The sequence below is a fragment of the Sedimentisphaera salicampi genome, assembly GCF_002117005.1.
In the GTDB taxonomy this organism is placed as follows: Bacteria; Planctomycetota; Phycisphaerae; order Sedimentisphaerales; family Sedimentisphaeraceae; genus Sedimentisphaera; species Sedimentisphaera salicampi.
The window spans coordinates 1978687-1992015 of the sequence record NZ_CP021023.1 but is presented as its reverse complement, the minus strand read 5'-3'; the positions used below and the strand labels follow the sequence as shown (position 1 = coordinate 1992015).

Sequence of the window (13329 nt, the reverse complement as noted above, 5' to 3'; positions counted from 1 at the left end):
ATATGCAGCAGTTAATAAGCTATATAGCACCCGCAGCCCCAGCCACAAGACGTCCGGCAAAAGGCAAGCTCCCTTGGCTCAGGCCGGAAATCGGCTTCACCCCGAAATGGTACCGTCAGACGCTGGAGATAGATTTTGGTGAAAAATGGCATACGGACTTAGACTACCGCGAGGAAACAATAAAACTGATGAGAAGAGAGCTGGAGGTGCGTTTCCCGGGCTCGTCAATCGCAGCGATAGATCAGCCCGAGATGCAGCCTGATATCCTCACCGGCACTTTCGGCGCCTGCATTATCTCAGCAATTTTCGGCATACCGATTGTTTACTCCAGCGACAACTGGCCATGCACCAGCAAAGACTATCTCTCAGCAGAGCAGATTGACAATCTCGAAGTCCCAGACTTGTACAAGAGCGAAATTTTCCAGAATCTGCTCGGCCAGCTTGAAGCAATAAGAAACAAACACGGAATCATCAAGGGCTTTATGAACTGGCAGGGAGTGCTGAACAATGCCCAAAGGATTCGTGGCGAGGATCTTTTCCTCGATATGTTCGATAATCACGAAAGATGCCGGCATCTTTTCGATGTTATATGCAGGACGATGCTTGAGGCTAGCACAATCGTGCAGAAAATACAAAGCGACAGCGGCTTCGAAAACAGCTTCTCAAATGTGAGCAACTGCCTTGTGAATATGATTGCCCCCGAGCAGTACAGGGAATTCCTGCTCGCTCAGGACATAAAAATTGCCGAAAGAGACAACTGCTTCGGCCTGCACAACTGCGCTTGGAACGCAACTCCGTACCTGAATGAATATTCCAAAATTCCCAGCGTAGCATATATCGATATGGGAATTGACTCCGATCTGGAAAGGGCAAGGCAGCTCTTCCCGAACGCAAGAAGATCGCTTATGTACACCCCTATGGACGTGAAAAACAAAGATATAAACCAAATTAAACAAGATCTCTTGAAAATAGCCGCAGAATACGGGCCTTGCGATATCGTAGCTGCGGATATCGAATCTGATACCGAAGATGAGAAAGTTATTGAATTTATCAGGCTCTGCGATGATATATCGAAAGAATATGAGCAGTCTGTTTCGGCGGGGTAAGAGAATGAAAAAATCTGTCTTAACAGTTTTACTTATAACAGCAGCATCCCTCTCAGCCGGAAAGTTAGATAGAGGCAGTAGAAACAATCTGCCCGAAACTGCAAACTTAAAACAGCTTACAACTAAGACGCAAAACCATTACATCAGCCCTTATGGCGGCTTCTCGCCGGACGGGAAATGGATCGTTTACGATACACGGGCGGACGGGCCGCTTATGGGCTCAAATCCGTATATCGAAAAGGTGAATACGCAAAACAGAAAGATAAAGAGGGTTTATGAAGTGCCCGGGCAGAATGAATACGGCCCGGGCTGCGGAACGCCTGCATATCACCCGTTCAAAGATCAGATCATTTTCATAAGAGGCATAAAAAACGCCTCCAAATCCCGACCCTACGACCTGCACCGCAGAACCTGCGTTATGGTGGATGAAAATGCTGCCCCCGGCAAGGGGATCTATATGGATGCAAGAGATGTTTACCCCCCATTCACACCCGGCGCTTTGCGGGGCGGAACCCACGCCCATCAGTTCAGCGGCTGCGGCGAGTGGATCGGCTTTACATACAACGATGCGGTAATGGCAGAGCTCGAGGAGAAAACAGGCCGAAAGCTCAATCTCCGCACGGTTGGCGTTATGAAAAGAGGGACGCCGGTAGAGGTGTCCGGGCATACTGAAACTGAAAACAATTCGGGCAGGTGCTTTTCTGTGGTTGTCTCAAGTGTTGTGCCAGATCCAGAGCCCGGTTCAAATCAGATAAGCAGGGCTTTCAGCAATGCATGGGTTGGCGAAAATGGGTATCGTAAAAAAGACGGGACATACCAGCCCGCTCAGGCATATTTAGGCAAACTCAAAACTGAATCAGGGGAAGAATTAGTTGAGCTGTTCATCTCAGATATCCCAGAGAATATCCAAACCTCCGGCAGGAATGGGGCAATTGAAGGCACGAAAACGCAAATGCCTTCGCCGCCGGAAGGAGTAAAGCAAAGACGGCTCACCTATACCGGCGAGAGAAAATATCCGGGCATCGTTTTGAGCCCGCGGCACTGGGTGCTCTCAAGCTCAGATGGAAAATACATCGCATATCTTGCAAAAGATAACGAGGGGGTGGTGCAGCTTTTCGCCGTTTCGCCTGCAGGAGGCGAGCCCATCCAGCTCACAAAACACGATACCAGCGTGCAGGACACCTTCTTCTGGAAGCCCGGCAGCCATGCCGTCTGCTACGTATGCGATAACAGCGTATTTGCTTTGAAGATAAAAGACGGCAGACCGTGCGAGCCGGCAAGGCTAACAAAAAGATTTTCCAGCCACCCAATAAACCCATGCTGGAGCAGAGATGGCAGCATGATAGCATTCAATCTGGATACTGCTGAATCAGGCAAGCAGTACCGCCAGATATTCCTGCTCACCCTGAGCGAAGATACAAACTCATAAGCGGATTAGACAAAAGATTGTCAATTCTGTTTCAATAAAGATCCCGCTGAAAGCCTATCACTGATTCAGCGCTTCGGGCATTTTTAGGACAAATTCTTTTATCTCATCTCTTACTTTTCGATAGCAATTTAGAGCCTCTTCTTCTGAGACGGCATCGGCAGCGAGCTTAGGCGGGTCATCAAAGCCAACATGGACAACTTTGGCTTTCCCCGGGAACATAGGGCAGTTTTCGTTTGCATGCCCGCATACGGTTACCACGAAATCAAAATCAACGTTTTTCAGCTCATCAAGGTGTTTTGAAAGATGCCCGGAGATATCCGGGCCGGCCTCAGCCATCACCTTCACAGCATTTGGATTCAGGCCGTGCGTTTCGATGCCTGCAGAATAAGGTTCAATGCAGTCATTATTCAGATGCCGTGCCCAGCCTTCCGCCATTTGGCTGCGGCAGGAATTGCCGGTACATAGAAACAAAACTTTGAGCTTTTCTGTATTTTCCATAGATCACCTTTGTTGTTTTTAGTTCTCAGGCGGTGTAAATCAGCCAGAGCCCGCCTAAAATCACAAGCGCTCCGCAGATTTTCTTCAAAATCACAGCACCTTTGGATTTTTCATTCCAGTTCATATACCGCTGAACAACCTCTGTAAATGTTCCGGCAAATACAATAACAGAGCAGTGGCCTATGCCGTAAACCAGCAGGAGGAGTATGCCGTAGCTGAGATTCGTGGATGCCAGCTTGAAAGTTACTCCCAGCATAGGAGCCATATACGCAAATGTGCACGGGCCAAGGGCGATGCCGAAAACAAGGCCGAGGATAAATGCTGCAAGCATACCTTTGCGTTTCATACCAACCTGCCCGGGTGCAGAAAACGGATTCGGCAAAACCTCAAGCAAATACAGCCCTACGGCAAAGAATATCAGCGCCACAAAATAGTTGCCGTATCTGCCCACATCTCCCATCATTCTTCCGGCAAACGCGGTAACAGCTCCAATCGCTGCGATGGTGATCAGGATGCCCGCGGAAAACAAGGTTGATATCCAGAACGCCCGCTTTGCAGACATCCTCCCCTGCTCGTCGATAAAGCCCACAATCAGAGGTATGCTGGCTAAGTGGCAGGGGCTGAGGATTATGCTTAATATCCCCCAGATAAACGAGGCTGCAACTGCAAAGTACCACGCGCCTTCCACGGCCTGAGTTAATTGGGTAAAAAGCTCCTGCATACAGCTATCTTTCTTTTTGTATCTCTATGCCGAGCTCTTCCCACTTGCTCAAGATATCTTCTTTTGAATAGAAACCTTCGTGCCTGAAAAGCTCCTCGCCGGAAGCATCATAGAAAATCTGAGTGGGGATCATCTTCACATCATATTTCTTAGCCTGATCTTCATTTTTCCATACGTCAATAAAAGTTATCTTAAACTGCTGATTGTAGTTTTGCTTGAGCTCGTCAAGAATGGGCTTCATCATCTTGCACGGAACGCACTTGCCAGCACCTAAATCGATCAAATGAGGCAGCTTTTCTGCGTCCTGTTTTGATTCGCTTTTTTCAGGCTGGTCTGGGGTCTGGTTTGCTTGAACATCTGCCGAGTTCTCAGAAGCTCTCTGGGCATCTGGAGAATTGTCCTTCTGCTTCATTGCTATCACAATACCCACGACTGCGATAAGCACAGCTACGGTAATTATCTTTCCTGTTTTGTTCATAGAATCACCCTAATTGCTTATTGAGGTTGAAATTCTTTTCTAACTGCGAATAGATATCAGGCAAGCATCGCTTTGATATCATCAGGGGAAGCAGTCTTTCCGGTTACCTTCACTTCCCCGTCAATCGCTAAGGCGGGCGTCATCATAACCCCCATCTGCATTATATCGTTGAGCTGGGTAACCTTTTCGATTTCGTATTCGATACCGAGCTCTTCAGCAGCTGCCTCAGCATTTTCAGCCAGCTTTTTGCACTTTGGGCAGCCTGTACCTAAAACTTGAATCTTTTTCATTTTTGAGTTTCCTAATAAAATTGACTATAAATTTGTATGCTCATTCGCTTAAATCGGCGCCCAAATTAACGCTTTCAGGATTCTTGTGCGCCTTTTGATCGGGCGATTTGTTTTTTGATTTGCTCATGGTTTCTCTGGCTGTATTCGTATTTGAGGCCTTTCAGCAGGCTCCAGCTCATAAACAGCATAATCAGAGTAAACGGCAGTGCAGCAGCGATAGACATCTTCCGCAAGGCGTGCAGACCGCCTGAACTGAGCAGTATTACGGCAGTGAGCGAAACGGTGAGCCCCCATACAATTTTCTTGCCGGCCGAGGGAGACCGCTTCCCGTTAGAGGTCATCATCGCCAAAACGTAGGTAGCAGAATCTGCTGAGGTTACAAAGAAAACACCCAGCAGCATAACTGTAACCAGCGAGAGCCCCGCACTCAGCGGGAAGTGGTTGTACACTTCGAAGAGTCCCGCAGATACGTTTTCCGATACAACAGAAGCAATCTCTGCTCCGCCCAGCTCAAGGCTGAAGGCCGAACCTCCAAACACGCTGAACCATGCGAAGCTGAGGATTGTTGGAACGAGCAGGGCTCCAATGATAAATTCCCGTATAGTTCTGCCTCTTGATATACTCGCCACAAACAGCCCCACAAACGGCGACCATGATATCCACCATGCCCAGTAGAAAATCGTCCATGTCTGAGTCCACTGATAGCTCCTGAATGGGTTTGTTGAAAGGCTCATATCCAGCAGGTTAGACATATAATCTGCAAGGGTGTTTGTGAAGGTGTTCATTATAAAGCTCGTTGGCCCAACGATGAACATAAAAAGCAGAAGGAGTATGGCAAGCAGGATATTCATTTTGCTGAGTATCTGGATGCCCTTATCAAGCCCTGTCATGCTCGATATCAGAAAAAGCACAGTGGCCGCTGCGATTATCACCACCGTAATCCCGAAGGAATCGGCAAATCCAAACACCGAGCCAAGCCCGCTGGTAATCTGCATCGCCCCGAGCCCGAGCGAAGTAACGATTCCGAAAAGCGTGGCGAAGACTGCAAGTATGTCGATCAGATATCCGAGAGTGCCGTAAATACGCTCGCCTATCAGCGGATAGAAACAGCTCGAGATAAGCGTGGGCATTCCCCTGCGGAACGAGAAATAAGCAATGGAAAGGCTCATCGTGATATAAACCGCCCATGGCTGGAGGCCCCAGTGGAAAAAGCTGTACTGCATGGCGAAATTTGCCGCAGTTCCAGACTGCTGATCGATGTAGTCCGGCGGGTTTAGGTAGTGGCTCATGGGTTCGGCCACGCCCCAGAAGATAATACCAATCCCCATCCCTGCTGCAAAAAGCATACTGAACCAGCCGAAATATGAGTATTGGGGCTTTTCGTAGTCGTTGCCCAGCTTAATGCTGCCGAATCGGCTGAATGCAATACATATACTGAAAACGAGAAAGAAAAATGCCGCTATCAGGTAAGACCAACCGAAATTATCAATGATAGACTGATAAACTGTCCCGGATGCCTTATCAAGAAGGCTGGGGCTGAATGCGCCAATCAGAATCAGCGAACCTGCGCTTATAAGCGAGACAATAAAAACCAGATTCTTTTTTGCAAAATGCATCCTCAAACCTCTATCTACGGAATAAGCAGCGCATTACGCCTTGATTTATGAACCACAGCCTCAGCAGTGGAGCCGAGGATTTTCTCGAAGGTGCTTGATTTATCAGACTGCCCCAGAACCACAAGATCTACATCCTTGCTCCAAGCCTGAAAGAGTATGCGTCTTTTCGGCCAGCCCACCACTTCAATCTGTTCAACCGATCCGAAAGCCTTGCTGCACTTCTCCGCAAGACGGGCGAGATTCTTTTTCGCAAGCTCCCGCCTCTGCTGCTCTGCATACGGATCCGGCGCACGCTCACCAACATGGAGCAGATAAAGCTTAACAGCGGGATTCTGCTGATGGCAGAGATACGGCAGCACCTTGCTGTCGGTTTCCTGAAAGTCGGTGGCATAGAGAAGGCTCTCGAGTTTCTTTTTCTTATCGAGATATCCCCGTCGTTTATACACAAAAACAGGTATCCTCGCCCGCCAGAGAATCTCCGCATCCACACTTCCCAGAAGAGCCCTTCGTATCACGCCGGCGGGAATCCAGTAGAGGCCGATGTAATCAGCTTTTAATTCCTCAGCGAGTTTGAGCGTTTGTGTAGCTGAATTGCCTCTGCGGATATGAACCTGAGCGTTGTACCCAAGGCTGCGGAATTTTTCCGCCGCTTCTTCGGTTTTTTCATTGATGCTCTTGCGGTTTCTGTGGTTGTCCGCTGTAGAAATTATATGCAGGGTTTTTGTGCCGAAATGTCGCATAAACTCCGCCATCTCCAGCAGCTTTTCTGCGGGTTCTTTGAGGTCTAATTTTATTACAGCAGTTTTTAACATCAGGTATTGCTGCCTTTACAGTTTTTAGTTCCAAAAATGGCTTAGCCTGCAATATCATAATTGAATGCGAGCGTTTTTAAAAGAAACTTCCAAAAATTATTCCGCAAATAGTGGCCATCACGATCACCAGCGCTATGAAAACGAGCGTCTTCTTTGTTCCCATCACTGAACGGATTACCAGCATATTCGGGAGGCTCAAAGCCGGACCTGCAAGAAGCAGGGCAAGCGCCGGGCCTTTGCCCATCCCCGCTCCAATGAGCCCTTGGAGAATCGGAACCTCTGTCAATGTGGCGAAATACATAAATGCCCCCGCCACTGAGGCGAAAAGATTTGCGGAGACCGAATTTCCGCCTACCGCGCTGGCCACCCATTCCGAGGGAATCAGGCCTTCATTCCCTGGCCTTCCAAGCAAAAGACCTGCCACGATTACGCCGAAAAACAGCAGAGGCAGAATCTGTTTGGCAAAAGACCACGTAGAGCTGAACCACTCCTCCGCTTCGCCTTCTGTAGTGCTCGCTGCCCAGGAAAGGGCTATCACCCCTGCAGAAAATGGAATCATCACCATCATCCCTTCCATCGGGAGGGCAAAAGCAAGAATACCAACAGGCACTGCACCGACTATAATTTTCCAAGCAGGAATTGAAAACCAGAATATCAGTATTACCGCAAGAGCGACGGCAAAAACGGAAGTAATCACCCATTTGTGCTTCCAGATGCTTGTCCAAGCGCCGGCGGCAGCTTCCTTGCTTGCAATATTCTCAGCCTTGATTTCAGCCTCTTCGCCGGCATTTTCCCCGACGAGAATTTTTAGAACGTAAGCCCCGTCTTCTCTGCCTGAATGCTCAGGGCTTTCTATTACTGCCGCTCGGAAGGTTTCTCCGTTTTCGGTTTTGAAATGGAAATCATTAGGAGCTCCCCAGTTTGCGAATACCAAAACCCCTATCATCACGCCGAAAAACAGTCCGTTCTGCCAGAGAGGACGGGAAACCTCTGGCTCGGGCATATTCATCTGGCCGTCAGCCTTTTCGAGCTCTTCTTTTCGGTAGATAAAATGCATTGTAAGGCCAATTACGACGCTGAAAACAACCGCACCAACTGCACGGGCTATTCCCAGCTCAAGGCCGAGAATTCTCGCTGTGAGGATTACCGCGAGGATGTTTATTGCAGGCCCGGAATAAAGAAAGGCAACCGCAGGGCCGAGACCGGCCCCCATTCGGTATATACCGAAGAATAACGGCAAAACTGTACATGAGCAAACTGCGAGGATTGTGCCGGATACCGAGGCAACGCCGTAAGCGAGAATTTTGTTGGCCTTTGCCCCGAGATACTTCATCACAGAAGCCTTACTGACGAATACCGAAACAGCTCCAGCTATGAAAAACGCAGGAATAAGGCATAACAGCACGTGTTCCTGAGCATACCATTTAATAAGATGAAGCGATTCCATTACTGCATTATCAAAACGCCCCCAGCCTGCGGGCAGATAGAAACACCCAAGGAAAACAGCGACGATAACTGCCAACTTTTTCCATTCCTTTTTCCAGTCCATATTCTGTAGTCCTCTTTACAATATATATTACTATACGACGAAATACTCACATAACTATTGAAAAATTTTTTACTCGCTCTCCAGCAAACTGCTCTGGCTCTGGATTCGCTCTCTGAGAGCCTGCTCCACGCAATCAAGGAAATTTACGATACAGGGCGTTTTTAGCGAGTACATCATTTTGAGCCCGTCTTTGCGGCTCTCAAGCACGCCTGCCCTCACCATCATTGAAAGATGCCTTGAAACATTAGACCGCTTAGCCCCCAGATGAGAGGCGATATCGCATACGCACTGCTCACCGCCCGCAAGAAAATCAATCACTGCGAGGCGAAGCGGGTGAGCCGCCGCCTGAATTATCTCAGCTTTCAGCTCATAAAGCTGCATTGTCTCTGTTTTCAAAATTCATCTCCGTTACAGTGTTACGTTTTACTCATATAATAACTCAGCTTTAATATTGTTCAATAGAAAAATAAAAAAATGAACTTAATCGTTGAATTCAGAACAGAGCAGTTTTATAATTAGGATAGGGTTCCGGCATGGTGCGAACTTGTTGAATGGTTTTTATTTTTTCCATTAAGTATCGCACCATGCTTTTTTTTATCAATGCCTTGCTTGTTCGTGCAGGTCCGCGATTTTCTTCCCCGCTGCCAAATATAGGGACAGTTACCCATTTATTGATGCGTGGCTCGTGGCAAGTTGGCTTGTGGCAAGCAGCCAGCGGCCCGTGGCAAAATCATCAGCGAAAATTAGTGCTGATTAGCGGCTAAAAATATCTCCCCTCCGTTTCCTCCGCTGCCTCTCCGCCGCAGGCGGACTATCTCTGTGTAAAAAAAACACTGTCCACATCAGAGCAAGATGATGTATTGCGTTGAAGCGCCCTGCCGGCAGAGAGCTTTCCCCCTCATTTATGAAAATGTTTTCTCTGATGTAAAAGAGAGTTAAACATCGGAGGAAGCGGAGATAACGGAGAGGATGTGATAAATTAGACAGGATTAACAGCCCCCAACCGCTTTGGCTACGGGGCAAGGATTTAAAGGATGGGATAAAGATAGTGGCCTGTGGCTCGTGGCAAGCAGCTCGTGGCAAAATCATCAGCGAAAATTAGTGCTGATTAGCGGCTAAAAATATCTCCCCTCCGTTTCCTCCGCTGCCTCTCCGCCGCAGGCGGAAAACAAGCGGGCAGATTCGGCTTTAAAAAGCTTTGCCAAAAAATATTGTCGCACACAAAAACTTTTACCACGGCAAAATAATTTGAAATTATCAATTTTTCGGTTAGAATTCGATAAAGCCGTGGCAGAGTGTTCCTGCTGCGGCTTTTGACTGTATATATAGCAAGGAACAATATATGAATTGTTGCGTTACAGGACTGCAGTGGGGAGATGAAGGCAAAGGCAAAGTCGTAGATATATTAGCCGAGCAGTGTGATGTGGTAGTTCGCTTTGCCGGCGGGGCAAATGCTGGGCATACTGTAATAGTAAATAATCAGAAATTCGCCCTCCACCTTATGCCGAGCGGCGCGGTGAGAGAGGATACTGCCTGCGTAATAGGCAACGGGGTAGTATTCGATCCGGAGATCTTTCTCAAAGAGCTTGAGGGTCTTGAGCAGAAGGGCTTCAATTTTGCAAGCAGGCTCTTTATCAGCGAAAATGCGCATGTTGTGCTCTCATACCACAAGCTTGAAGACACCCTGCGGGAATCAGCACTCGGCAGGAACAAAATCGGAACAACCAACCGCGGCATAGGCCCCTGCTATGCAGATAAGATCGGCAGAAGCTTTGCAGTTCGGATGGCAGATTTTAGAAGACCTGAGCAGCTGAAAAGCAAGCTCAAAAAGATAACAGACTATAAAAACAAGGTATTCGAGGCGGTTTACGGCGCAGAGCCGATTGATCCTGAAGAAGTTTACCAGAGCTGCCAAACATATTCCCAAAAGCTGGGTAAATATATATGCAACACAACTAAATACCTCCACGAGGCGATAGACGCGGGTAAGAAGGTGCTGTTTGAAGGCGCTCAGGGCGCACTGTTAGACCTTGACCACGGCACATTCCCCTTTGTTACCAGCTCCAACGCCTCAGCCCTTGGTATGAGCACCGGCTCGGGCATACCGGCAGGTAAGGTAGATCGCTTTCTCGGAGTTGTAAAATCATACACAACTCGCGTAGGCTCAGGGCCTTTCCCAACCGAGCAGGACAATCAGACAGGACAGCTCATCAGAGATAAGGGCAACGAATATGGAACAACCACCGGCCGGCCGAGAAGATGCGGCTGGTTCGACGGAGTTGCCGCAAGGTACGCAGCTGCCATAGGCGGGATAAACGAGCTTGCTGTGATGCATCTTGATACGCTTGCAGGCATGGACGAGCTGAAGATTTGCCCGAGCTATATGCTTGAAGGCGAAAAGACGAATTTCTTCCCTGTGGATGCGGGAGACCTCGAGAGGGCTGAGTGCGTTTACGAAACCCTCCCGGGCTGGAATGAAGACCTCTCGGAGGTGAAAGAGTATGAAAAGCTTCCGGAGAATGCCAAAAAATATATAGAAGCGATAGAAAGGGTTACAGGTGTTAGAGTGAGTATGATAGGCACAGGCCCGAGAAGAGACCAGATTATTTATAAAAAATAATGGCTGACTGAATGGGAAATAATTTTGAAGCTGTAAGAAAACAGGCTGCTGAAAAGATCGGCCTGCCTGCTGAGAAAATGCCGAGGCATATCGGCATAATTATGGACGGCAACGGCAGATGGGCAAAGCAGAGAGACCTGCCAAGATTCCACGGCCACAGAGAAGGGGCAAAAAAGATTGAAACAATCTGCGATGCTGCTCAGGAAATCGGCTGTGAATGTGTAACTCTATACTGTTTCAGTGTGCAGAACTGGCGCAGGCCTGAGATGGAGATCGATTATCTTATGCAGCTTTTCACAAGATACCTCGTGGCAGTGCGCGGTGATCTGGTGGAGAAGAATATGAAGCTCGCTCATTTCGGCAGGCGGGACGGCCTGCCCGATTTCCTCCTTGAAGAGCTCGATAACACCCTCGAAGCCACCAAATCCGGCACCGGCCTCACCCTCGGTCTCTGCCTGAATTACGGCGGAAGAGAGGAGATTCTTGATTCGGTGAAGAAGCTTGGGGAAAAAATCGCCAGCGGGAGCCTAACCCCGGAAGAAATCACAGAACAGATGATTTCTGAGAATATCTACACCTCTGAATACCCTGACCCTGACCTTATAATAAGAACTTCAAGCGAGATGAGGATAAGCAATTTTCTGCTTTGGCAGTCCAGCTATTCGGAGTATTATGTAACAAAAACTCTCTGGCCTGATTTCACAAGAGAAGAGATGTTTGAGGCCGTTAAAACCCTAGGCGAAAGGGAAAGAAGAATGGGAGATATTAAAGCTTAAATCCGGAATGAATATTGGATAATATCAGAGAACAGCTCAAAGTTCAAAAACAGCGGGCAGTGCTCGTTGGGGCGATAATCAGAGGAAACGAAAAAGAAAACGACAACCTCCACGAGCTCACCTCACTAACTGAAACAGCAGGAGCGATTATCGTAGATCGGCTCCAGCAGAAGATTAACGAAATCAATCCTTCCACCTATATCGGCAGAGGAAAAGCCGCATACATCGGCAAGCGTGCGAAAGAAGCAAACGCAAGCCTTGTTATATTCGATAACGACCTATCACCAGGGCAGATCAAAGACCTCGAAAACATCCTTGAAACGCAGGTGATAGACAGAAGCGAACTTATCCTCGATATCTTCGCCACCCGTGCACGAACAAAGCAGGCGAGGCTGCAGGTGGAGCTGGCTCAGCTTGAATACACCTACCCGCGTCTGACGAGGATGTGGTCTCACCTTGATACGGTTACAGGAGCAGCCTCCGGCGGAATCGGAGCTGTGGGCGGTATTGGCACGAGGGGTACCGGAGAGAAACAGCTTGAGATAGACCGAAGGCTCGTGAACAAGCGAATCTCTGAGCTCAAGGCGGATCTCAGGAAGATTGAGAAAAGAAAAGACCGCGAAATCGAATCTCGCCACGAGGCATTCAAGATATGCCTTGTAGGCTATACAAATGCCGGCAAGAGCACGTTTATGAACGCTGTAACAGATGCGGGAGTAGTGCAGGAGAATAAGCTCTTCGCCACTCTCGATACCAGAACAAGGAGATGGAAGCTCGAGAGCGGAGCAGAAGCACTTCTCAGCGATACGGTGGGTTTTGTTCGTAAACTGCCCCACCAGCTCGTGGAATCGTTTAAGGCAACCCTCTCCGAAGCCCTCAGCGCAGATCTTCTTCTGCATGTCGTGGATGTAAGCAGCGAGAGCGTTTTTGAACAGATTGAAAGCGTGAACAGCGTGCTGGAGGATATCGGCTGCGGCGGGAAAGACATCTTAGTTCTGCTGAACAAATCGGAGATTCCCGTCAGCGTTTCCACTCTGGACACACTGAAGGCTGCATTTCCCGATGCGATTGCCGTTTCAGCGAAAACAGGCTACAACATCGATTCGGCCGTTCGTGAGATAACCCGCAGAATCAACGGGAGCAGACGGAGGGTAAAGGTGGTTTACAGCGTGCAGGAGGGCAAAATACAGGGCTTTCTGAAGAGGTATGCCGATATCGAAAAGACAGACATCGAACAGATGAATATGGTTCAGCAGGTGGTTATCGGCTCAAAAAATCTCGATAAGCTCCGCTCCCTGCAGCCGGAAAGCATTGAAGAGATAGAATAATTTATTGACTGCACAGATTTTTTGTTTTTTGCCCTAAGCCCAAGAAGTTCTCAAAGGGTTTTAAAGAATATTATTCTTCGCGAAGGCTTCATTACTCAAGCGTCAA

Annotated in this window: 13 protein-coding genes; 5 read left to right on the top strand and 8 right to left on the bottom strand. The window is 48.4% G+C overall.

From position 1 onward, the window contains the following. Positions 1-2 precede the first annotated feature (2 nt). Together STSP1_RS07520 and STSP1_RS07515 are read left to right on the top strand one after the other, a co-directional pair. Complete coding sequence (locus tag STSP1_RS07520; protein ID WP_085755768.1) at positions 3-1106, top strand: hypothetical protein; 1104 nt, start codon at positions 3-5, stop codon at positions 1104-1106. Between the two features lie 4 nt (positions 1107-1110). Next, positions 1111-2535 carry a DUF3748 domain-containing protein gene (locus STSP1_RS07515; RefSeq protein ID WP_161491669.1) on the top strand — a complete coding sequence of 475 codons (1425 nt, stop codon included), beginning with the start codon at positions 1111-1113 and terminating at the stop codon, positions 2533-2535. 57 nt (positions 2536-2592) lie between these two features. Here the strand turns inward: STSP1_RS07515 and STSP1_RS07510 are convergent, their stop codons facing one another. The 8 genes from STSP1_RS07510 to STSP1_RS07475 form a co-directional block, all read right to left on the bottom strand. Next, on the bottom strand, positions 2593-3033 hold the full coding sequence (locus STSP1_RS07510) for an arsenate reductase ArsC (RefSeq protein ID WP_085755766.1): 441 nt from the start codon (positions 3031-3033) through the stop codon (positions 2593-2595). A 25-nt stretch (positions 3034-3058) separates the two neighbouring features. Beyond that, positions 3059-3754, bottom strand: coding sequence for a cytochrome c biogenesis CcdA family protein (locus STSP1_RS07505; protein WP_085755765.1), 696 nt, complete (start codon positions 3752-3754; stop codon positions 3059-3061). Between the two features lie 4 nt (positions 3755-3758). After that, positions 3759-4232, bottom strand: a complete 474-nt coding sequence (locus STSP1_RS07500; RefSeq protein WP_226997469.1) for a thioredoxin family protein — start codon at positions 4230-4232, stop codon at positions 3759-3761. Between the two features lie 56 nt (positions 4233-4288). Further along, positions 4289-4522 (bottom strand): thioredoxin family protein, encoded by a 234-nt coding sequence (locus STSP1_RS07495; RefSeq protein WP_085755764.1) that lies wholly within the window; start codon positions 4520-4522, stop codon positions 4289-4291. Between the two features lie 74 nt (positions 4523-4596). Then, positions 4597-6138: a BCCT family transporter gene (locus STSP1_RS07490; RefSeq protein WP_085755763.1), complete on the bottom strand. Its 1542-nt coding sequence runs from the start codon at positions 6136-6138 to the stop codon at positions 4597-4599. Positions 6139-6152: 14 nt separating this feature from the next. Further along, complete coding sequence (locus STSP1_RS07485; RefSeq protein WP_085755762.1) at positions 6153-6950, bottom strand: universal stress protein; 798 nt, start codon at positions 6948-6950, stop codon at positions 6153-6155. A 76-nt stretch (positions 6951-7026) separates the two neighbouring features. Further along, the gene (locus STSP1_RS07480; protein ID WP_085755761.1) at positions 7027-8499 is read right to left on the bottom strand and encodes a permease; all 1473 of its coding nucleotides are present in this window, start codon (positions 8497-8499) and stop codon (positions 7027-7029) included. 69 nt (positions 8500-8568) lie between these two features. Then, on the bottom strand, positions 8569-8895 hold the full coding sequence (locus STSP1_RS07475; RefSeq protein ID WP_085755760.1) for an ArsR/SmtB family transcription factor: 327 nt from the start codon (positions 8893-8895) through the stop codon (positions 8569-8571). Between the two features lie 946 nt (positions 8896-9841). Between STSP1_RS07475 and STSP1_RS07470 the strand changes: the two genes are divergently transcribed. From STSP1_RS07470 to hflX, 3 genes are read left to right on the top strand one after another with little or no spacing between them, the layout of a single operon-like run. Further along, positions 9842-11119 (top strand): adenylosuccinate synthase, encoded by a 1278-nt coding sequence (locus tag STSP1_RS07470; protein ID WP_085755759.1) that lies wholly within the window; start codon positions 9842-9844, stop codon positions 11117-11119. An 11-nt stretch (positions 11120-11130) separates the two neighbouring features. Continuing rightward, positions 11131-11895 carry a polyprenyl diphosphate synthase gene (uppS, locus tag STSP1_RS07465; protein WP_085755758.1) on the top strand — a complete coding sequence of 255 codons (765 nt, stop codon included), beginning with the start codon at positions 11131-11133 and terminating at the stop codon, positions 11893-11895. Positions 11896-11909: 14 nt separating this feature from the next. Continuing rightward, positions 11910-13223 (top strand): GTPase HflX, encoded by a 1314-nt coding sequence (gene hflX / locus STSP1_RS07460; RefSeq protein WP_161491668.1) that lies wholly within the window; start codon positions 11910-11912, stop codon positions 13221-13223. Positions 13224-13329: the final 106 nt, after the last annotated feature.